The sequence below is a fragment of the Maricaulis sp. genome, assembly GCF_048269565.1.
Taxonomy (GTDB): Bacteria; Pseudomonadota; Alphaproteobacteria; order Caulobacterales; family Maricaulaceae; genus Maricaulis.
Genome location: NZ_JBLXIK010000001.1, coordinates 432,113 through 449,906, shown reverse-complemented (window position 1 = coordinate 449,906; position 17,794 = coordinate 432,113). Strand labels below are relative to the sequence as shown.

Genomic DNA, 17,794 nt, shown 5'->3' with positions numbered 1-17,794 from the left:
CCGGACTTACAGCCCGCGCCAGACCCGGCCTGACGGACAATACAGCCCCGGCTCCGCGCGGCAGCGCGCGAAGGTGAAGGGCACGGTCTCGGCGCGCCCGATCACATGCGACATCGGGACAAAACCCGGCCCGTCGGCGGCGCGGCTGTCAGTCGAGTTGTCGCGATTATCGCCCATCAGGAAGATGCGCCCGGCCGGCACAATGACCGGGCCGAATTCATCGAGATACTGGCGGTCATCGCGCTCATAGATGTCATGCGTCAGCCCACCCGGCAGGGTCTCGATATAGTGCGCGACCTCAACGATCTCCGGATAGCCATGGAATTGCCGGTAGGTGCGCACATCGACCAGCTCGCGCTCAACGGGGGCGCCATTGATATAGAGCCGCCCCTCGCGCACGGCGATTTCATCGCCCGGCACGCCGATGACGCGCTTGATCAGGGTGAGGTTCTGGCGCGTGTCACGCAGCACCACGACATCGCCGCGCTCCGGTTCGGCCCAGCCCAGCCGGCCGTCCCAGGCGTCGGGCAGACGGTCGCCCAGCCCCAGCGGCAGCGAGTGCCGCGAATAGCCATAGGCCCATTTAGACACCAGGATCCGGTCGCCGACCTCGAGCGTCGGCTGCATGCTTTCGGAAGGAATGTAGAAGAAAGCGAAGGCCACCGACGTCATCGCGAACCACAGGCCCGCAACGCCGGCGAAAAAGCGCACGGTATCGCGCGCCTCGCCGAGGCCATGTCGCGCCCAGCGCGGCAGACGCCGGGCAAACCCTTCCAGATCACCCATCCTACAAACCCTGCCAGACCCGGCCGCTCGGGCAGTAGAGCCCATCTTCGCGGCGGCAACGGGCGAAGGTAAACAACACCGTCTCGGCGCGCCCGACCACATTCTCCAGCGGGACCAGGCCAGGACCAGGTGTTGCGCGGCTGTCGCGTGACGCATCACGATTATCGCCCATCACGAACACCGTGCCCGGCAGCACTGTCACCGGGCCATAGGTATCGAGTTCATGCACGTCGTCGCGCTCATAGATCGGGTGCTCGCGTTCGCCCGGCAGGACTTCGGTGTAGTGGGTCACGGTCTGGACGCGCTGGGAGGGATGTTCGCGGTAATTGCGGATATCCTCGAACTCGCGCGGCGGCGCTTCGCCATTGAGATAGAGCCGGCCTTCGCGCACTTCGATGACATCACCGGCGATGCCGATGACGCGCTTGATCAGATTGCGCGGCGGCGACTGGCGCTCGTCCCGGAAAACAACCACATCACCACGGCGCGGCTCCGACCAGGCCAGGCGCGCATTCCAGTTGTCCGGCAGCATGTAGCCGATGCCGAGCGGCAGGGAGTGCCGCGAATAGCCATAGGCCCATTTCGAAACCAGCACGCGATCACCGACTTCCAGCGAGGGCTGCATGCTTTCCGAGGGAATGTGGAAAGCGGCAAAGCCGAAGGTCACAAGGCCAAGCCAGACGGCAGCGACACCAACCAGAAAGCGGGCGGTCTCGACGATTTCATCGGCGGCGCGGCCAGCCAGACGTTTCAGCAAAGGATTCATTTCAGTTTCACCGCAGTTCCATAGGCGAGAATTTCGGCCGTACCTTCCATCACCGTCGATGTCGCGAGGCGGAAGGTGATGATTGCGTCAGCGCCCAGTTCCTCGCCATGGCGCACCATGCGGTCGAGGGCCTGTTCGCGGGTTTCCGAGAGGAGCTTGGTGTATTCCGGCACTTCACCGCCCACCAGATTGCGCAGACCGGCGACGAAATCACGTCCGAAAAAGCGCGCCCGCACGACATTGCCGCGCGCCACGCCAACGACGCAGTCAATCTCGCGGCCCGGCACGGTGTCGGACATTGTTACGATCAGGCTCATATCATTCCCCTTCAACAGGACGGTCATCCGCGCCGTCTTCGCAGGTCTGCAGATACAGCAGGGCGACACCCGCTGCCGGGATCGCGACCAGAACGATCCAGAGCAGATTGTAAGGATAGGCCAAGCGCCACCCGACCAACAGGTCGAGCACCAGCAGGGCAACATATATCGCCATCCCGCCCGCCAGCAGGGCCAGCGCGCCGTGATCGCGCATCCAGATCTGCACTGCCTGAATCATGCCTGACGCTTCCTGAAACCGGTCCTGTCAGCCGCATACGCCGAAATCAGGGCGTAACCAAGGGCGCGAAACCCTGAGGCGAAGATTTGCGCCCGCGCGTGGCCTGACGGTCGCACCCTGCCCGCGCCCCGGCGCCATCGCCACAGGGACAGCTGCGGCCTCATTCCCCCTTGGCCTGCCGGCCCGCAACTGGGATTATGCCAGCCAAAGGAGTTTGACCCATGTCCCAGACGATTCTCGAACCTGAAACCGACCGCGCCGCCGATCGCGATGAGCGCCTGATGGCCGGGCTGGGCTATGTCCTGATCCTGCTGGGCAATATCATCGGCGTCACGACGCTGATCGCCGTCATCATCGCCTATGCGCGCAAGGACCGGGCGCCGGGCTGGATCTATTCCCATTATGTCTTCCAGATCCGCACCTTCTGGGTCGCGGTCTTTGGCATCATCGCCAGCACCGGCCTGATCATGACGCTGATCCTCTCGCCCTTCGGCTTTCTCGGCTTCGGCCTGGTCTGGCTCTGGATCCTGATCCGCTCCATCGTCGGCCTGATCCGCCTGGTCGATGGCCGCGGCAATGCCGACCCGGAAGGCTATTGGGTCTAGGGGCGAGAGGGCGCGCCGGCCTCCAGCGTGAGCCGGGGCATCGAAACAGAAGCCTGACACAACCGAATTGCTTTGCTTGTTCGGGCAACGCCCCGCACAATGAAGGCTTGAGGTGCGTCCGGGCCGCCCCGCGCCAAGACCCTGGCGCGGTTTCAAAGGCGGCCGCTCCAACCGGGATGGACCTCGCCCACCTGTTGAAAGGCCTGATCACATGACACTTACCGGATTACTCGTCTGGCTCGTTATCGGTGCCGTCGCCGGCTGGCTCGCCGGCCTCATCGTCAAGGGCTATGGCTTCGGCCTGCTCGGAAACATTGTCGTCGGCATTGTCGGCGCCTTTGTCGGCAGCTGGCTGTTCGGCCTGCTCGGCATTGCTGGCCTGCACGGCATTGTCGGCGCGATCATCGGCGCCACAGTCGGTGCGGTTGCCATCCTGCTTCTGCTCGGCCTGATACGGCGCGCCTGACGCGGCCGCCGGGCGCAGACGCGCTGCGAGACCCACGGGTCCGGCATCACTTGATCCCTCTTCCCACTGGCATATATTGCCAATGAGACTGCGGAGACCCTGATGCCGACACGAAACATCGTCCTGACCGAAGCCCAGTCGGAACTTGTCGATCGCCTCGTGGCGTCCGGCCGCTTCCAGAACGCATCCGAAGCCCTGCGGGCCGGGCTGCGTCTGCTCGAACGCGACGAGGCAGAGTTTGATGAAACCCGGGAGCGCCTGCGGCGGGGCGTCGAAGAGGCCCGTGCCGGATATCTGGCAGAGGGCAGCGGCGAAGACGCTCTGAGGCGTGCCTTCCAGGCCGCCCGCAACCAGGACTGATGCCCAGGAGCTGGCGCCTTGCCCGGCAGGCCGAGGCGGCCATGCTCGACATCGCGCGCTGGACCATTGGTCACTTCGGCCCGTTGCAGGCCGCCAGTTACGAACAGGATCTGATCGATCACTGCCGGGGCATCGCTGCGGGAACCACAGTTTCCCGCCCGTGCCGCGAACTCGTTGCCCCTGATCTGCCGGAAGACTTGCGTTTCACGCGCTGCGGTCAGCATTTCCTCGTCTTCATCGATGCAGAAGACATGGTGGTGATCGTCGATGTTCTACATGTGCGTAGCGACTTGCCCGGACATCTGGCCAAGCTGGCGAATGCTTCCCGGACGACCAGTCGCCTCTGACAATTCTGCGTCGGGCTTGAACAGGGGCCTGCTCCCCCTACTCCAGCCCGAATCCGACATCGCTGATCATCTCGACACCCATCGTGATGTCGTCGACCCGGGCATGGGCCAAGGTGAGCACGGATTCGCAGTAGAAGCCGGCCAGTGCGATGCGCTGGGCGGCGAAGACCGGGTCGCCGAGCTTGTCTTTCTGGCGGCGACGGGCGGAGACGGCGCCGATGCAGAGCATCCAGCCCCCGACGACTTCCCCGGCCAGGGTCAGGAAAGGCGTCGCGCCGGCCAGGGCGTCGGCCGGGTCGGCTTCGGCCAGCCAGGTCGCCGCCTCGCGCAGCGAGTCGAGACCTTCCTCAAGCCGCTCGGCCAGCAGCGGCAGATCAGGATGGCTTGAGGTGGAGCACGCCTCGATCGTCTGCTCGATATCGGCATAAAGCTCGGTGAAGGCGGCGCCGCCCTGCATGTTGAGTTTGCGGCCGGCCAGGTCCATCGCCTGGATCGCATTGGTGCCTTCATAGATCGGGGCGATACGGGCATCGCGCAGATGCTGCGCCGCGCCGGTCTCCTCGATATAGCCCATGCCGCCATGGATCTGGATCCCCATCGAGGCGACCTCGACGCCGACATCCGTCGACCAGCCCTTGGCGATCGGGGTCAGCAATTCCTCGCGGCGCTTGGCGGCAGCGCGTTCTTCGGGATCCTCGGCATATTCCGACAGGTCGGCGGCAACCGCGCAGGCCATGCAGATGGCACGCGCGGCGGCGATCTTGGCCTTCATCATCGCCAGCGAACGCTGGATATCGGGATGCAGAATGATGGCGTGCGGGCCCGGGCCCTTGGCATCGATCGCCTTGCCCTGCTTGCGGTCCTTGGCGAAGGCGAGCGCCTGCTGATAGGCGCGCTCGGCGATGCCGACGCCCTGGACACCGACATTGAGCCGGGCCGAATTCATCATCGTGAACATGGCTTTCATGCCGGCGTTTTCGGCACCGATCAGCCAGCCCTTGGCGCCGTCATATTCCATGGTGCAGGTCGGCGAGCCGTGGATGCCGAGCTTGTGTTCCAGTCCGATCGCCCGGGCGCCATTGCGGCTGCCATCCTTGAGGATTTTCGGGACGATGAAGAGCGAGATGCCCTTGGTGCCGGCCGGCGAGCCCGGCGTGCGCGCCAGCACCAGATGGATGATATTGTCGGCGCAGTCATGCTCGCCCCAGGTGATGAAGATCTTCTGGCCCGACACGGCCCAGCTGCCATCGCCATTCGGCTCGGCCTTGGTGCGCAGGGCGCCGACATCGGAGCCGGCCTGCGGCTCGGTCAGATTCATCGTCGCTGACCATTCGCCATTGAGCAGTTTGGGCAGATAGGTTTCGCGCTGCTCCTCGGTGCCGTGGACCAGCAGGACCTCGATGGCGCCATAGGTCAGCATCGGGCCGAGGCCGAAGGCCATATTGGCCGACTGCACCATTTCCAGCGTCGCAACCCCGAGGGCGCGCGGCAGACCCATGCCGCCGACCTTGGTCGGGAATTGCAGACCCTGCCAGCCGCCTTCGACAAATTTGGCGTAGGCGTCCTTGAAGCCGGTCGGCGTCGTGACGACACCATCGGCGAGCTTGCAATGCTCGCTATCGCCAACCTTGTTGAGCGGGGCGAGCACGTCATTGGCCAACTTGGCCGCCTCTTCGAGCACCGCGAGCGTGATGTCATCGGTGAATTCGGGAAAGGCACCGGTGGCTTTCAGCACATCAACGGCGGCAACTTCCACCAGGCTAAAACGAAGCTCGTCCACGGGTGCGCGATAGGTCATGCGAAGTCTCCTGAAATCCCGGGCGCACAATAACGCGCGCGTCCAAACATGCGAGCGCGGAAACAGTGTTATGTCGTCGCAGACGCAAGCTGTGGCTTTCCGGTCGCGCCAAACCGGTTATGGTCGCGCCATGTTGTTGCGCCCCGCCATCATCCTCGCCCTGCTGCTGATCCCGGCCTGCGCCACACCAAGCACCGACCCGCGGCGCCTGCCGGCCGGGCAATGGGTGCTGGATGGCGACCATGCCAGTGTCGTCTGGCGCGTGCGCCATCTCGGCCTGTCCTGGTATACCGGCCGTTTCGACGGGATGGAGGCCAGCCTCGATTTCGATCCGGCGCGGCCGCAGGACGCACAGCTGACAGCGATCATCGATACCGCCTCGCTCTCCTCGGGCCATCCCGGTTTCGACCACACCCTGGCCAATGACTGGCTGCACGCGGCGCAAAACCCGCAAATCAGCTTCACCAGCGCGCGCATCGAGGTCATCGACGCCACTCATGGCCGCGCCTTCGGCCAGCTTGTGATGAATAGCCGCACTGTTGATGCGGTTATGGAGATTGAGTTTTACGGTGGAAGCTTCAACATGCTGGCGGGCCGCGATACGGTCGGTTTCGGCGCCGACATGGTGATCGACCGCACCGATTTCGGCGTCGGCAGCCTGCCGGCCTCGATTGTCGGCACCGAAATACGTATTCACATCGAAGCCGAATTCCTGCGGCAGGGAGCCTCATCATGACCGAGACCACACGCTATACGACCGTCGCCATCATCCTGCACTGGATCATCGGCATCTTGCTGATCGGCATGGTCTTCTTTGGCTGGTATATGGAAGATCTGCGCGACGCCCTGCGCCTGGGCACCGAAGGCGTCACGCTTGACCAGGTCCAGTTCGCCTATAATGCCCACAAGACGGCCGGCATGCTCGTGCTGCTGCTGAGTTTCGGTCGCCTGGCCTGGCGCCTGACGCACAAGACACCAGGGCTTCCCGCCGGCATGAAGCCCTGGGAGGCGCTGGTCGCCAAGGGCACGCACTGGGGTTTCTATGCACTGATGATCGGTCTGCCGCTGGTTGGCTGGGTTGCCGCCTCGACCAGCGAATTGCCAACCATGCTGTTCAATAATCCCGACTTCATCCTGCCACGCCTGCCGGTCTCGCAGGATCATGACTTTCACGAGCTGGTCGGCAATATCCATGGCAAGGGTGCCTGGGTGCTGCTGATCCTGACCGGCCTGCATGTCGCGGCAGCGTTGAAACACCAATTCCTCGACAAGGATGGCCTGCTCTCGCGCATGCTGCCCTTCCTGAAAGGCTGATTTTCATGTTGCGTATCCTTGCCGCCGCCCTCGCCCTCGGCCTGACACCGGCCATCGCCCAGGCCCAGGACTGGACCGTCGACACCGAGGCCAGCACGGTCGGTTTCGAGACGACGGCCTTTGGTGGCCCGGTCTCGGGTCAGTTTGCGGCCTGGACCGCCGCGATCACCCTCGACCCGGCCGACCTCACGGGTGCCAGTATCAGTGCCAGCGTCGTGACCGGCACCGGCTCGACCGGCAGCGGCGAGATCGATGACCCCATGCTCGGCGCTGACGGTCTGGCCCCGGCAGCGCACCCGCTGGCCCTGTTTGAATCCAGCGATATTCGCCCCACGGATACCGGTTATGAGGCCCATGGCGTCCTGACCATTCGCGAGGCATCCCAGCCGGTCATCCTGCCCTTCACCCTGGCGATCACCGATGGCCACGCCATCGCCGATGCCCGCCTCACCATCGCCCGCAGCGATTATGGTGTCGGCGCGCCCGGGTGGGGTTCGACGGCGGCGAATGTCACGCTGGTCCTGCATATCGAAGCCGACGCGGCGGAATAGGCTTGCCGGGCAGCCCCTGCGGGCGCTAGCACACAGCCATGACCGCACCCGTGCTGCCTGCCGACAGTCCCGACGCCATTGCCCGCGCCGCAGCCCTGCTGCGCGAGGGCGGGCTGGTGGCGATGCCGACCGAGACCGTCTATGGCCTCGCCGCCGATGCGGGCAATGCCGCTGCGGTCGCCCGCCTCTATGCCGCCAAGGGCCGGCCGCGTTTCAACCCGCTGATCGCGCACGTCTCCGGCATCGCGATGGCAAAGCGCCTGGTTGAATGGCCAGCGATGGCCGATGCGCTCGCCCGCGCCTTCTGGCCCGGCCCGCTGACCCTGGTCCTGCCGAAGCTTGCCGATGCCACGATCTGCGATCTCGCCAATGCCGGGCTGGACAGTGTCGCCATCCGCGCGCCCGGCCATGTCGCGGCGCGAGCGCTGCTGGCCGCATTCGGCGGTCCGCTGGTCGCCCCCAGCGCCAACCCGTCCGGCGGCGTCAGCCCGACCACGGCAGCGCATGTCAGCGAAGGCCTCGGCGAGACGCTCGACCTCATCCTCGATGGCGGCCCCTGTACGGTCGGCGTCGAATCCACCGTCATCGCCCTGCTCGATGGCCGCGCCACCCTGCTGCGCCCGGGCGGGCTGGAACGCGACCGGATCGAGGCCATTACCGGCCCGCTCGCCATCGCCGGGCACAGCGACGCGCCGACCAGCCCGGGCATGCTGGCGAGCCATTACGCGCCGCGCGCGGCGATGCGGCTCAACGCGACGGTGGCGCAGGACGGCGAGCTTCTGCTCGGTTTCGGCCCCGTTGCCGGCAATCTCAATCTCTCGGCCGCCGGCGATCTCGCCGAGGCAGCCGCACGCCTGTTCGCGGCGCTGCGTGAAATGGACGCGGCAGGTCCAAAACAGATTGCCGTCGCGCCCATTCCCGATGAAGGTTTGGGCGAAGCCATCAATGACCGCCTGCAACGCGCCGCCGCACCGCGGCCAGTTCCTTGACGAGAACAAGCCCATGACCGAGACCCTGACCGCACCGCAAGCCCTTCCGGGCGCCGTGATCGACCAGCTCAAATCCGCGCTCGGCCCCAAGGGCTGGAGCCAGGACGAACACGAGCTGGCGCCACACATCGCCGACTGGCGCGGCCGTTACCAGGGCAGCACCCCCATCCTGCTCAAACCGGCCAATACGGCCGAAGTGGCCGCTGCGGTAAAAATCTGCTCCGACGCCGGCATCGCCATCACGCCGCAGGGCGGCAATACCAGCCTGTGCGGGGCCTCGACGCCGCAAGGCGAGGTCCTGATCACGCTCAAGCGCATGAATGCCGTGCGCGAGATCGACCCGGACAATGACTCGATGACGGTCGAAGCCGGCTGTATCCTGGAAAGCCTGCAATCCTCCGCTGCCGAGGCTGACCGTCTGTTCCCGCTCTCGCTCGGCTCGCAAGGCTCGGCGATGATTGGCGGTCTGATCTCGACCAATGCCGGCGGCGTGCACGTGCTGCGCTATGGCATGACGCGCGAACTCGTCCTCGGCCTCGAGGCGGTTCTGCCCGACGGCACGATCTGGTCCGGCCTGACCGGGCTGCGCAAGGACAATACCGGCTATGACCTCAAACAGCTGCTGATCGGGGCCGAAGGCACGCTGGGCATCATCACCGCCGCGACCCTGAAGCTCTTCCCGCGCCCGGCCAAGATGGAGCTGGCCTTTTGCGGCCTCAATTCGGTTGAGGACGCCGTCAGCTTCCTGTCGCTGGCAAAGAAGGTGTCCGGCGGTGCCGTGACCGCCTTCGAGATCATGCCGCGGCTGGCGCTGGAATTTGTCTGCGCCTTCGTGCCCGGCACGCGCGATCCGCTGGAGAGCCCGCATCCCTGGTATGTGGTGTGTGAAATGAGTTTCGGCCGCACCGACGGCGCCCGCGAAACCCTCGAGGACGCGCTCGGCCAGGCCTTCGAGGCCGAGCTGGTCCAGGATGCCGTGATCGCCGAGAATGAGAGCCAGGCCCTCGACTTCTGGCGCTTGCGCGAGAGCATCGCACTGGCCGAACGCGGTCAGGGCAAGGCGATCAAGCACGACATCTCGATCCCGGTCTCGAAAATGGCCGCCTTCATCGATCTGGCGTCGGCCCGCATCAAGGCCATTTTTCCGGACGGCGTCGTCGTCGCCTTCGGCCATGTCGGCGATGGCAATGTCCATTTCAATGTCGTCGGCCTCGATGAGGCGGCGCAAACAGCGCTGATGGCCAATGGCGCCGCCATCTCGGCCTGCGTCTACGATACCGTCGATGAATTCGGCGGCTCGATCTCGGCAGAGCACGGCATCGGGATTTTGAAGCGCGAGGAATTGGCAACGCGCAAACCGGTCGATGTCGCCGTGATGCGGGCGATCAAGACGGCGCTGGATCCGAAGGGCATCATGAATCCGCGGGTGCTGCTGGGCTAGCACACATCCCGCCCCCTTTCGCGAGGGGGCAAGTTTGCCTATCTCTCCAGCCAAGGAGACCACCCATGCTGATTCTGCTTTCGCCCGCCAAGAACATGAATTTCGACGAGACCGAGCGCGCGCTGCCGGCGACGACGCCGGCGCTGATCGACGAGACGCGCATCCTGTCGACCACGACGCGAGGGCTTTCGACCTCCAAGATCAAGACGCTGATGAAGATCAGCTCCGATCTGGCGCGGCTCAATCGCGACCGTTTCCGCGCCTTCGATCCCGACCAGCCGGGAAGCAAGGCGGCGGCACTGGCCTTCGCCGGCGAGGTCTATCGCGGACTGGATGCGGGCACACTCTCTGATGATGATCTGGCGTATGCACAGGACCATCTGCGCATCCTGTCGGGCATGTATGGTGCCCTGCGCCCGCTCGATACCATCCAGCCCTATCGCCTCGAGATGGGCCGCAAGCTGCACACCCGGCGCGGCGAGAGCCTGTATGACTTCTGGGGCGACAAGATCGCCAGGCACCTCAATGAATTGCTCGCCGATGACGCCGATCCTGTGGTGCTGAACCTGGCGTCGAACGAGTATTTCAAATCCGTCGACCGCAAGACGCTGAAGGCGCGCGTCATCACCGCCAGTTTCAAGGAAGAAAAAGACGGTCAGACCCGCATGCTGATGGTCTTCGCCAAGAAGGCGCGCGGCATGATGGCGCGCTGGGCGATCGAGAACCGGATCAGCGATCCGGCCGATCTGGTGAAGTTCAATGCCGGCGGCTATGCCTTCGATGAAGCGGGATCGAGCGAGACCGATCTCCTGTTCACGCGGCCGCAACCGGCCTCGCCAGGTGCCAAGGCGAAGGCGGAAGCCTGAGCGCGAGCTTCTTCCCCGATCCAGCAAGGTATGTTATTGTCCAAGGGCCGCCGGAGACGGGTCTGACCGTCTCCTTTGGCCGCCCTTAGGCGATGGATAAACGGATCATCAGGCACCAACCTCCGATCCGCTTTCTCCTCACCCAAAGGACGAGGCAGCATTTCGGAAACCGAAACATTGCTCCCTCCTTGGATTGCGCCGGCCCCAACGTGGCCGGCGTTTTCATATTAGCACAAATACTCGCATCAATTGCGTCGCGGTCAAATACACTCCAAACAATCCGATGCAAAAACCCGCCGGATGCGCTGGCATCACGGCGGGGCTCGCCCTTCTCAGGGTCTTGAGGCTCAGCGGTTTGCACCGCGAGCAACCTGGAGCTTCAGTCATACGGCCACGTCCGAAAGCATCAAAGCCCAGAAACAGATTTTAATCTGAAACGGGCCCCTCTCTGGCAATGCGCGGTCCTACCAACGCCCCCTTGACCCGCACCCACCAATCCCGTTTCTTCGCCCCGGCACAAACCTGAAGGGTGATTCATGTCTCCGATCCGTACCGATCTTTCCGGCCAAGTGGCCCTCATTACCGGCTCGACCAGCGGCATTGGCCAGGCGATGGCCGAGGCGCTCGCCGCCAATGGGGCCAATATCGTCCTCAACGGGCTCGGCGATGCGGCTGAAATTGAAACCCTGCGCGCCAGGATCGCCGCGGATCATGGCGTCGAGGTGCGTTATCACGGCGCCAACATGCTTCTGCCCGACGAGATCGCCGACATGGTCGCCTATGCGGAGCGCGAATTCGGGCGGCTGGATATCCTGTTGTCGAATGCCGGCATCCAGCATGTCTCGCCGGTCGAGGACTTTCCGGTGGCGAAATGGGACGCGATCATCGCCATCAATCTCACCGCCGTCTTCCATGCGGCGCGCGCGGCGATCCCGGTCATGAAGCGCCAGGGACGCGGACGCATCGTCAATCTCGCTTCGGTCCATGGCCTCGTCGCTTCACCGTTCAAGTCGGCCTATGTCGCGGCCAAGCATGGCGTCATAGGCTTCACCAAGACGCTGGCGCTGGAACTGGCCGAGGATGGCATCACCTGCAATGCGATCTGCCCGGGCTATGTGAAGACGCCGCTGGTGGAAAACCAGATCGCCGACACCGCAAAGGCGCGCGGCATCACCGAGGATGAGGTGGTGCGCGATGTGATGCTGGCGGCGCAGCCGACCAAGCAATTCGTCACGTTTGAACAATTGGCCGGTGCCCTGCTATATCTGGTCTCCGATGCCGGGGCGAATGCCAATGGAACGGCGATCACGATTGATGGTGGCTGGACAGCGAAATGACCGAAACGGTCCTCAAGATCGACTATAACGAACTGCCGGTCACCGATATGGACGCGGCCAAGGCCTTCTATGCCAAGGCGTTTGACTGGACCTTCACGGATTACGGCCCGACCTATGCCGCGTTTCAGAATGCCGGCATTGATGGCGGCCTGCGGCTCGAGGACAAGCCGTTCCCGACGGGTGCCCTGATCCTGCTGCGCGCCGAAAACATCATCGCTGCGGAAGGCCGCGTCGAGGCGGCGGGCGGCAGCATCACCCTGCGCGAGGACTATCCGGGCGGACGGCGCTTCCTGTTCACAGACCCGAGCGGCAATCAACTCGGCATCTATTCGGAACACGGCAAATATGGCTGAGGCCAGCCCCCCGGTTTCCAGACATCCCGTCCCTGGCGCTGGAATCGTGGTGTGGCGCGGCGATGAAGTGCTGCTGATCCGGCGCGGCAAGCCGCCCTATACGGGCGAATGGTCAATTCCGGGCGGCAAGGTCGAGTTCGGCGAGACGGTGCGCGAGGCCGCCCTGCGCGAACTGATGGAAGAGACCGGCACCACAGCGCGCATTATCGGACTGATTGATGTCATCGACGCGATCGGCGCGCGCGAACCGGGCAATCCGGGCGACTGGCATTATATCCTGTCCGATTTCGCGGCGGTGTGGACGGGCGGCGACCCCGTCGCCGACGACGATGTCACCGAGGCGCGTTTCTTTCCACTCGACGAGGCCCTGCGACTGACCCGCTGGGACAGGACCCGCGATGTCATCGGGCGGGCGCATGCGATGATCGCTGCCTTGCCGACGCCATAAATCTCGCCAATATGACGGCATGCGCATCCTGCCCGTCCTCCTCGCTGCCTCTATCCTGCTGCCGCTCGCCGCCGGTACGGCGTCCGCGCAAAAGCCGGGCGACCGCAATTGGAGCGCGCCGGACCGCGCCAGCGCGCGTGAAGCCGCCCGCACTGAACGCGAGGTTCAGCGCGGCATTGACCGCCTCGCCACCAATACCGCCACAGCATCGACCCGGCAGCGCGATGTCGGCGACACCGAGCGCGCCCTGCCCTATCTCGCCTATACGCTGGGCGAATTGCACTATCTCGCCTCGGCCTGCGAAGGGCTGACCGCCCAGGCCTGGCGCCAGCGGATGATCGAATTGCTGGCGATGGAAGCGCCCGAACCGGGGCGCCAGCGCGACCGCATGATCGAGAGCTTCAATGACGGCTACCGGGTGCAGCAGCGCCGCCGCCCGATCTGCGGCGAAGAGGTCGATATCGAGCGCCGCGCCTTGGCGCATCGCGGCCATGACCTGTCGGAAATGATGCGCGCCGCCTATTTCGACTGAATCCGGCCGCAACGGGCCGGTCATTGACGCAGATCAGGCGTGCACTCACGAATTCCCGCTGCAGCGGGACTGAAACCGGCACAATACCGGGTGCCCTACGGGGCGGGGCGCTGTATACAGACAACCGCATTGGTGCCGATCTTGGGGGAAGTGAATGACCGACCGCAGTGCCCAGCTCCATTCCTTGAGCATTGACCGCGACGAGCCGGAGGTGCGCTCCGGCGTCTCGCTGGTGACTGTGCTCGGCCTGCTGGTCGTCACGATTGCCGTGACCGCTGCGCTGATGTGGTTCTTCGTCGCGCCGCAGGCCCCGGCCACCAGCCCCGTTGCGGCGAATACGCCGGCTGCCGTCCAGCCCGCCACCGAGACCCCGCCGCCGGCGCGCACCTCAGGCCTTGTCGCCTCGGGCTATGTCGTCGCGCGTCGCCAGGCGACCGTCTCGGCCGAGATTACCGGACGCATCCGCGATGTGCTGGTCGAGGAAGGCACCCGCGTCGAGGAAGGCCAGGTGCTGGCCCTGCTCGATGATACCCGTGCCCGCATCCAGCTCGACCTGCTGCAATCCCAGCTCAATGCCGCAACCGCGCGCATCCGTTCACTCGCCGCACAGCTCACCGAGGCACGCCTCGTCGCGAGCCGCGCCAGCGATCTGGCCGCGCGCGATATCGGACCGCAGGCCAATGTCAGCGCCACCCAGTCCCAGGTCGACAGCCTGGTCGCCCAGCTCGCCGCAGCGCGCGCCGACCGTGAAGCGGCGGCCGTGATGGTCGTCAGCCAGCAGGATCTGGTTGACCGCCATATCGTGCGCGCGCCCTTCGCCGGTATCGTGATCGCCAAGAATGCCCAGATCGGCGAGATCCTGTCGCCCTCCTCGGCCGGCGGCGGCTTTACCCGCACCGGGGTTGCCACCCTGGTCGACATGGAATCGCTGGAGATCGAGGTCGACGTAAATGAGGGCCAGATCGGCCGCGTCAGCCCGGGCCAACGCGTCGAGGCACGCCTCGATGCCTATCCCGACTGGCGCATCCCGGCCCATGTCGAGGCCATCATCCCGACCGCCGACCGCAGCCGTGCCACCATCCAGGTGCGCGTTGCCTTCGACGAGCGCGACAATCGCATCCTGCCGGACATGGCGGCGCGCGTGATCTTTATGGAATAGGCCGGCAGCCCGACACTACCGGACGCCGAAATCAAACCAATCGCCCGCAAATGCGGCCATGAGCACACAATGAGGACCCGTCGATGACCGATCTCTACCAGCTGACCGATCTGTCCAAAGGCTATACGCGCGGACGCGAGGCGATCACGATTTTCGAACATCTCACGATGTCGATCGATGAGGGTGAATTCATCGCCATCATGGGCCCGTCCGGCTCCGGCAAGACGACCCTGCTCAACCTGCTCGGCGGCATCGACCGGCCGAGCTCCGGCTCGGTGGAATGCCAGGGCGTGCGCGTCGACAAGCTCTCCGAGGGCAAACTCGCCAAATGGCGTGCCGCCAATGTCGGCTTCATTTTCCAGTTCTACAATCTGATGCCGACGCTGAACGCGGCCCAGAATGTCGAATTGCCGCTGCTGCTGACCAATCTGTCCGGCAAGGCGCGAAAGGAACGTGTGGCCACGGCGCTCGACATTGTCGGCCTGTCGGACCGCGCCCGGCATTCGCCGCGTCAGATGTCCGGTGGCCAGCAACAGCGCGTCGCCATTGCCCGCGCCATCGTCGCCGACCCGAAAGTCCTGCTCTGCGACGAACCGACCGGCGATCTCGATCGCAAATCCGCCGACGAGATTCTCGAGACGCTGCAGCTGCTCAACAAGGATCTCGGCAAGACCATCATCATGGTCACGCACGATCCCTCAGCCGCCAAATACGCCCGCCGCGAACTGCACCTCGACAAGGGTCGCTTCGTGGAAGCCTCGGAGCTGGCGCAATGAATGACTTCACCATCATAAGGAAGAATCTCTTCCGCAAGAAGATGCGGGCCATCCTGTTGATCTTCTCGATCATGATCGCCTTCCTGATTTTCGGTGTACTGGGCGCCTTCTATTCCGCTTGGACGGCAGGCACGTCGAGCGCGGCCGACAACCGGCTTGTCACCGTCAACCGGATCAATTTCACCGTCTCGATGCCGTTCGCCTATTGGGGACGCGTGCAAGGCGTTGAGGGTGTGACCGGTGTCAGCCATGCCAGCTGGTTTGGTGGCTACTATCAGGAGCCGGCGAATTTCGTTCAGACCTTCGCCGTCGATCCGGAAAGCTGGCTCGGCGTCTACTCCGAACTGACCATGCCGGACGAACAGCGTGCCGCCTTCTTCAACACGCGCGACTGCCTGCTGGTCGGCAACGACCTGGCCGCTCAATATGGCTGGAGCCTCGGGGAACGTATCCCGCTGCTCTCCAACATCTGGCAGAAGCAGGATGGTTCAGCGAGCTGGGATTTCGAAATCTGCGGCCTGTTCGACGCCGAGGACGAGACGATTCCGACCAATTATGCGATGTTCCATTATGATTATTACAACGAGGCGCTGGCCTTCAACCGGGACAATATCGGCTGGATGGTGCTGACCACCGCGGACGCTTCGCAGAATGACCGCATCATGCGCGAGATCGACGCCCTGTTCGCCAATTCACCGGCCGAGACCGAGACCAGCACCGAAGCCGCCTTCAACGAGGCCTTCGCAGCCCAGTTCGGCAATATCGCGCTGATCCTGCTCTTCGTGGTCGGCGCGGCCTTCATGACCATTCTGATGATTGTCGGCACCACGATGGTGATGGCGATCAATGAGCGCACCAAGGAAATCGGGGTGATGAAGACCCTCGGCTTCCCGGCTCCGCGCATCTTCCGCATGGTGTTGATTGAATCAATCCTGCTCAGCCTGGTCGGCGGCCTGCTCGGCCTCGGTCTGGCGGCACTGGCCGTGACGGGCTCAGCAGAGGCCATGGCCGCCTTCCTGCCCGGGTTCAGCATGCCGTCGCTGGTGCTCGGGCTCGGCCTCGCGCTGGCGATCGCACTCGGCTTCATCACCGGCATTATTCCCGCCATCAACGCCCAGCGCGTGACCATCGTCACCGCCCTCGGCAAGCTCTAGGAGACGGATGAGATGTTCGACCAGATCGCAGCCGTAACCCTCATCAACCTGCGCTCCATTCCGCAGCGCGCCCTGCTCTCCGGTGCCACAGTCTTCTCTATCGCGCTTGTGGTGATGGTGTTGCTGGGCTTCCTCGCCATGTCGAATGGTTTCAGCCAGACCCTGCAAGGCACGGGTTCGGCCGATGTCGCGGTCATGCTGCGTACCGGATCGCAGACCGAACTCAATTCCGGCCTTTCCGTCGAACAGGTCCGCCTGGTCGAGGAAGCGCCCGGAATCGCCCGCGACGCTGCCGGCACTCCCGTCGTCTCCGGCGAGCTGTTCGTCATCGTCGACGGTATCAAGCGCAGCTCCGAAACCGAGGCCAACCTGCCCCTGCGCGGCGTCGGGCCGGCGGCCCAGTCCCTGCGCTCGGGATTTTCCATCGTCGAGGGTCGCAGTTATGAGCCGGGCACCAACGAACTGATCGTCGGCGAAGGCATCATCCGCGAATTCTCCGGTTTCGATCTCGGCCAGACCGTACGCCTGGGCTCGAATGAATGGGTCGTGGTCGGAATTTTCTCCACCGGCGGCACTGTCTTCGACAGCGAAATCTGGACCGATCTGACCGTGATCCAGAATCTTTATCAGCGCGGCACCGCGGTGCAATCGATCCGCGCCCGCCTGACCAGCCCCGAGGCGATCGAGGACGTGCGCGCCTATGTCGAAAACGACCCGCGGCTGAATCTCGACATCCAGAACGAGATTGATTATTTCGCCAGCCAGGCAGGCGGCACCGCCACCCTGATCACCTATCTCGGCGTGCCATTGTCGATCGTTATGGCCATCGGCGCACTCGCAGGTGCCTGGAACACAATGTATTCCTCGGTCGATACGCGTATGCGCGAGATCGCGACCCTGCGGGCGATCGGATTCTCCGGCTTCGCCGCGGCTTTTGGAACGATGGTTGAATCCCTTGCCTTGGCCGGTCTGGGCGGCCTGGTCGGTGCGGCGGGGGTCTACCTGTTGTTCAACGGCGTCAGCGCCTCGACGCTGGGATCAAGCTTCACCCAGGTCGTGTTTTCCTTCGCGGTCACACCGATGTCGGTTCTGGTCGGCCTCGCCCTTGCCCTGATCGTCGGTTTTCTCGGCGGCATCATCCCGGCCATCCGCGCCGCGACCGTGCCGCTGCTCGCCGTTCATCGGAGCTAA

Annotated in this window: 23 protein-coding genes; 18 read left to right on the top strand and 5 right to left on the bottom strand. The window is 64.4% G+C overall.

Annotated features, from left to right (window positions below):
* Positions 1-6: 6 nt before the first annotated feature.
* The 4 genes from lepB (ACN0YL_RS02270) to ACN0YL_RS02255 are packed head-to-tail and all read right to left on the bottom strand — an operon-like array spanning position 7 to position 2,107.
* Positions 7-786: a signal peptidase I gene (gene lepB, locus ACN0YL_RS02270; RefSeq protein WP_417496883.1), complete on the bottom strand. Its 780-nt coding sequence runs from the start codon at positions 784-786 to the stop codon at positions 7-9.
* Position 787: 1 nt separating this feature from the next.
* Entirely contained in the window at positions 788-1,552 is a 765-nt protein-coding gene (lepB, locus tag ACN0YL_RS02265; RefSeq protein ID WP_417468819.1) for a signal peptidase I, read from the bottom strand.
* Positions 1,549-1,869 carry a YbjQ family protein gene (locus ACN0YL_RS02260; protein ID WP_417477470.1) on the bottom strand — a complete coding sequence of 107 codons (321 nt, stop codon included), beginning with the start codon at positions 1,867-1,869 and terminating at the stop codon, positions 1,549-1,551. Before ACN0YL_RS02260 ends, lepB (ACN0YL_RS02265) begins: the two co-directional genes overlap by 4 nt.
* A gap of 1 nt (position 1,870) precedes the next feature.
* Positions 1,871-2,107 carry a hypothetical protein gene (locus tag ACN0YL_RS02255; protein WP_417496882.1) on the bottom strand — a complete coding sequence of 79 codons (237 nt, stop codon included), beginning with the start codon at positions 2,105-2,107 and terminating at the stop codon, positions 1,871-1,873.
* Between the two features lie 221 nt (positions 2,108-2,328).
* On the opposite strand from ACN0YL_RS02255, the gene ACN0YL_RS02250 reads away from it, so the two are divergent.
* The 4 genes from ACN0YL_RS02250 to ACN0YL_RS02235 all read left to right on the top strand — a co-directional run bounded on the left by ACN0YL_RS02250 (position 2,329) and on the right by ACN0YL_RS02235 (position 3,885).
* Positions 2,329-2,712 (top strand): DUF4870 family protein, encoded by a 384-nt coding sequence (locus ACN0YL_RS02250; RefSeq protein ID WP_417496881.1) that lies wholly within the window; start codon positions 2,329-2,331, stop codon positions 2,710-2,712.
* Positions 2,713-2,923: 211 nt separating this feature from the next.
* Positions 2,924-3,178: a GlsB/YeaQ/YmgE family stress response membrane protein gene (locus tag ACN0YL_RS02245; RefSeq protein WP_417468815.1), complete on the top strand. Its 255-nt coding sequence runs from the start codon at positions 2,924-2,926 to the stop codon at positions 3,176-3,178.
* 102 nt (positions 3,179-3,280) lie between these two features.
* Complete coding sequence (locus tag ACN0YL_RS02240) at positions 3,281-3,538, top strand: type II toxin-antitoxin system ParD family antitoxin (RefSeq protein ID WP_417490818.1); 258 nt, start codon at positions 3,281-3,283, stop codon at positions 3,536-3,538.
* Positions 3,538-3,885, top strand: a complete 348-nt coding sequence (locus ACN0YL_RS02235; RefSeq protein WP_417490817.1) for a type II toxin-antitoxin system RelE/ParE family toxin — start codon at positions 3,538-3,540, stop codon at positions 3,883-3,885. The genes ACN0YL_RS02240 and ACN0YL_RS02235 overlap by 1 nt, the downstream gene beginning before the upstream one ends.
* Before the next feature lie 37 nt (positions 3,886-3,922).
* Here ACN0YL_RS02235 and ACN0YL_RS02230 read toward each other — a convergent pair whose 3' ends face one another.
* Complete coding sequence (locus ACN0YL_RS02230) at positions 3,923-5,683, bottom strand: acyl-CoA dehydrogenase (RefSeq protein WP_417496880.1); 1,761 nt, start codon at positions 5,681-5,683, stop codon at positions 3,923-3,925.
* Positions 5,684-5,813: 130 nt separating this feature from the next.
* Between ACN0YL_RS02230 and ACN0YL_RS02225 the strand changes: the two genes are divergently transcribed.
* From ACN0YL_RS02225 to ACN0YL_RS02160, 14 genes are all read left to right on the top strand, one after another.
* Positions 5,814-6,419, top strand: coding sequence for a YceI family protein (locus ACN0YL_RS02225; RefSeq protein ID WP_417496879.1), 606 nt, complete (start codon positions 5,814-5,816; stop codon positions 6,417-6,419).
* Positions 6,416-6,997, top strand: coding sequence for a cytochrome b (locus tag ACN0YL_RS02220; RefSeq protein WP_417496878.1), 582 nt, complete (start codon positions 6,416-6,418; stop codon positions 6,995-6,997). The genes ACN0YL_RS02225 and ACN0YL_RS02220 overlap by 4 nt, the downstream gene beginning before the upstream one ends.
* Before the next feature lie 5 nt (positions 6,998-7,002).
* Positions 7,003-7,548, top strand: a complete 546-nt coding sequence (locus ACN0YL_RS02215; RefSeq protein ID WP_417496877.1) for a YceI family protein — start codon at positions 7,003-7,005, stop codon at positions 7,546-7,548.
* Between the two features lie 38 nt (positions 7,549-7,586).
* A complete protein-coding gene (locus tag ACN0YL_RS02210; protein ID WP_417496876.1) occupies positions 7,587-8,537 on the top strand; it encodes an L-threonylcarbamoyladenylate synthase in 951 nt (316 codons plus the stop codon).
* Positions 8,538-8,550: 13 nt separating this feature from the next.
* Complete coding sequence (locus ACN0YL_RS02205; RefSeq protein WP_417496875.1) at positions 8,551-9,978, top strand: FAD-binding oxidoreductase; 1,428 nt, start codon at positions 8,551-8,553, stop codon at positions 9,976-9,978.
* A 65-nt stretch (positions 9,979-10,043) separates the two neighbouring features.
* Positions 10,044-10,844 carry a peroxide stress protein YaaA gene (gene yaaA / locus ACN0YL_RS02200; RefSeq protein ID WP_417496874.1) on the top strand — a complete coding sequence of 267 codons (801 nt, stop codon included), beginning with the start codon at positions 10,044-10,046 and terminating at the stop codon, positions 10,842-10,844.
* A 536-nt stretch (positions 10,845-11,380) separates the two neighbouring features.
* Positions 11,381-12,181 (top strand): 3-hydroxybutyrate dehydrogenase, encoded by an 801-nt coding sequence (locus ACN0YL_RS02195; protein ID WP_417496873.1) that lies wholly within the window; start codon positions 11,381-11,383, stop codon positions 12,179-12,181.
* Positions 12,178-12,534 (top strand): VOC family protein, encoded by a 357-nt coding sequence (locus tag ACN0YL_RS02190; protein ID WP_417496872.1) that lies wholly within the window; start codon positions 12,178-12,180, stop codon positions 12,532-12,534. The genes ACN0YL_RS02195 and ACN0YL_RS02190 overlap by 4 nt, the downstream gene beginning before the upstream one ends.
* Positions 12,527-12,982 carry an NUDIX hydrolase gene (locus ACN0YL_RS02185; RefSeq protein ID WP_417496871.1) on the top strand — a complete coding sequence of 152 codons (456 nt, stop codon included), beginning with the start codon at positions 12,527-12,529 and terminating at the stop codon, positions 12,980-12,982. Before ACN0YL_RS02190 ends, ACN0YL_RS02185 begins: the two co-directional genes overlap by 8 nt.
* A 19-nt stretch (positions 12,983-13,001) precedes the next feature.
* Positions 13,002-13,514: a TIGR02301 family protein gene (locus ACN0YL_RS02180; protein ID WP_417496870.1), complete on the top strand. Its 513-nt coding sequence runs from the start codon at positions 13,002-13,004 to the stop codon at positions 13,512-13,514.
* Positions 13,515-13,668: 154 nt separating this feature from the next.
* Positions 13,669-14,673, top strand: coding sequence for an efflux RND transporter periplasmic adaptor subunit (locus tag ACN0YL_RS02175; protein WP_417496869.1), 1,005 nt, complete (start codon positions 13,669-13,671; stop codon positions 14,671-14,673).
* 83 nt (positions 14,674-14,756) lie between these two features.
* On the top strand, positions 14,757-15,449 hold the full coding sequence (locus tag ACN0YL_RS02170; protein ID WP_417496868.1) for an ABC transporter ATP-binding protein: 693 nt from the start codon (positions 14,757-14,759) through the stop codon (positions 15,447-15,449).
* Positions 15,446-16,603: an ABC transporter permease gene (locus ACN0YL_RS02165; RefSeq protein WP_417496867.1), complete on the top strand. Its 1,158-nt coding sequence runs from the start codon at positions 15,446-15,448 to the stop codon at positions 16,601-16,603. The genes ACN0YL_RS02170 and ACN0YL_RS02165 overlap by 4 nt, the downstream gene beginning before the upstream one ends.
* A 12-nt stretch (positions 16,604-16,615) precedes the next feature.
* Complete coding sequence (locus tag ACN0YL_RS02160) at positions 16,616-17,794, top strand: ABC transporter permease (RefSeq protein ID WP_417496866.1); 1,179 nt, start codon at positions 16,616-16,618, stop codon at positions 17,792-17,794.

What these genes read in the sequence shown, in the direction of transcription:
- lepB (WP_417496883.1), bottom strand. Translation starts at nt 786, where the DNA reads ATGGGTGATCTGGAAGGGTTTGCCCGGCGTCTGCCGCGCTGGGCGCGA.
- lepB (WP_417468819.1), bottom strand. Translation starts at nt 1,552, where the DNA reads ATGAATCCTTTGCTGAAACGTCTGGCTGGCCGCGCCGCCGATGAAATC.
- ACN0YL_RS02260 (WP_417477470.1), bottom strand. Translation starts at nt 1,869, where the DNA reads ATGAGCCTGATCGTAACAATGTCCGACACCGTGCCGGGCCGCGAGATT.
- ACN0YL_RS02255 (WP_417496882.1), bottom strand. Translation starts at nt 2,107, where the DNA reads ATGATTCAGGCAGTGCAGATCTGGATGCGCGATCACGGCGCGCTGGCC.
- ACN0YL_RS02250 (WP_417496881.1), top strand. Translation starts at nt 2,329, where the DNA reads ATGTCCCAGACGATTCTCGAACCTGAAACCGACCGCGCCGCCGATCGC.
- ACN0YL_RS02245 (WP_417468815.1), top strand. Translation starts at nt 2,924, where the DNA reads ATGACACTTACCGGATTACTCGTCTGGCTCGTTATCGGTGCCGTCGCC.
- ACN0YL_RS02240 (WP_417490818.1), top strand. Translation starts at nt 3,281, where the DNA reads ATGCCGACACGAAACATCGTCCTGACCGAAGCCCAGTCGGAACTTGTC.
- ACN0YL_RS02235 (WP_417490817.1), top strand. Translation starts at nt 3,538, where the DNA reads ATGCCCAGGAGCTGGCGCCTTGCCCGGCAGGCCGAGGCGGCCATGCTC.
- ACN0YL_RS02230 (WP_417496880.1), bottom strand. Translation starts at nt 5,683, where the DNA reads ATGACCTATCGCGCACCCGTGGACGAGCTTCGTTTTAGCCTGGTGGAA.
- ACN0YL_RS02225 (WP_417496879.1), top strand. Translation starts at nt 5,814, where the DNA reads ATGTTGTTGCGCCCCGCCATCATCCTCGCCCTGCTGCTGATCCCGGCC.
- ACN0YL_RS02220 (WP_417496878.1), top strand. Translation starts at nt 6,416, where the DNA reads ATGACCGAGACCACACGCTATACGACCGTCGCCATCATCCTGCACTGG.
- ACN0YL_RS02215 (WP_417496877.1), top strand. Translation starts at nt 7,003, where the DNA reads ATGTTGCGTATCCTTGCCGCCGCCCTCGCCCTCGGCCTGACACCGGCC.
- ACN0YL_RS02210 (WP_417496876.1), top strand. Translation starts at nt 7,587, where the DNA reads ATGACCGCACCCGTGCTGCCTGCCGACAGTCCCGACGCCATTGCCCGC.
- ACN0YL_RS02205 (WP_417496875.1), top strand. Translation starts at nt 8,551, where the DNA reads ATGACCGAGACCCTGACCGCACCGCAAGCCCTTCCGGGCGCCGTGATC.
- yaaA (WP_417496874.1), top strand. Translation starts at nt 10,044, where the DNA reads ATGCTGATTCTGCTTTCGCCCGCCAAGAACATGAATTTCGACGAGACC.
- ACN0YL_RS02195 (WP_417496873.1), top strand. Translation starts at nt 11,381, where the DNA reads ATGTCTCCGATCCGTACCGATCTTTCCGGCCAAGTGGCCCTCATTACC.
- ACN0YL_RS02190 (WP_417496872.1), top strand. Translation starts at nt 12,178, where the DNA reads ATGACCGAAACGGTCCTCAAGATCGACTATAACGAACTGCCGGTCACC.
- ACN0YL_RS02185 (WP_417496871.1), top strand. Translation starts at nt 12,527, where the DNA reads ATGGCTGAGGCCAGCCCCCCGGTTTCCAGACATCCCGTCCCTGGCGCT.
- ACN0YL_RS02180 (WP_417496870.1), top strand. Translation starts at nt 13,002, where the DNA reads ATGCGCATCCTGCCCGTCCTCCTCGCTGCCTCTATCCTGCTGCCGCTC.
- ACN0YL_RS02175 (WP_417496869.1), top strand. Translation starts at nt 13,669, where the DNA reads ATGACCGACCGCAGTGCCCAGCTCCATTCCTTGAGCATTGACCGCGAC.
- ACN0YL_RS02170 (WP_417496868.1), top strand. Translation starts at nt 14,757, where the DNA reads ATGACCGATCTCTACCAGCTGACCGATCTGTCCAAAGGCTATACGCGC.
- ACN0YL_RS02165 (WP_417496867.1), top strand. Translation starts at nt 15,446, where the DNA reads ATGAATGACTTCACCATCATAAGGAAGAATCTCTTCCGCAAGAAGATG.
- ACN0YL_RS02160 (WP_417496866.1), top strand. Translation starts at nt 16,616, where the DNA reads ATGTTCGACCAGATCGCAGCCGTAACCCTCATCAACCTGCGCTCCATT.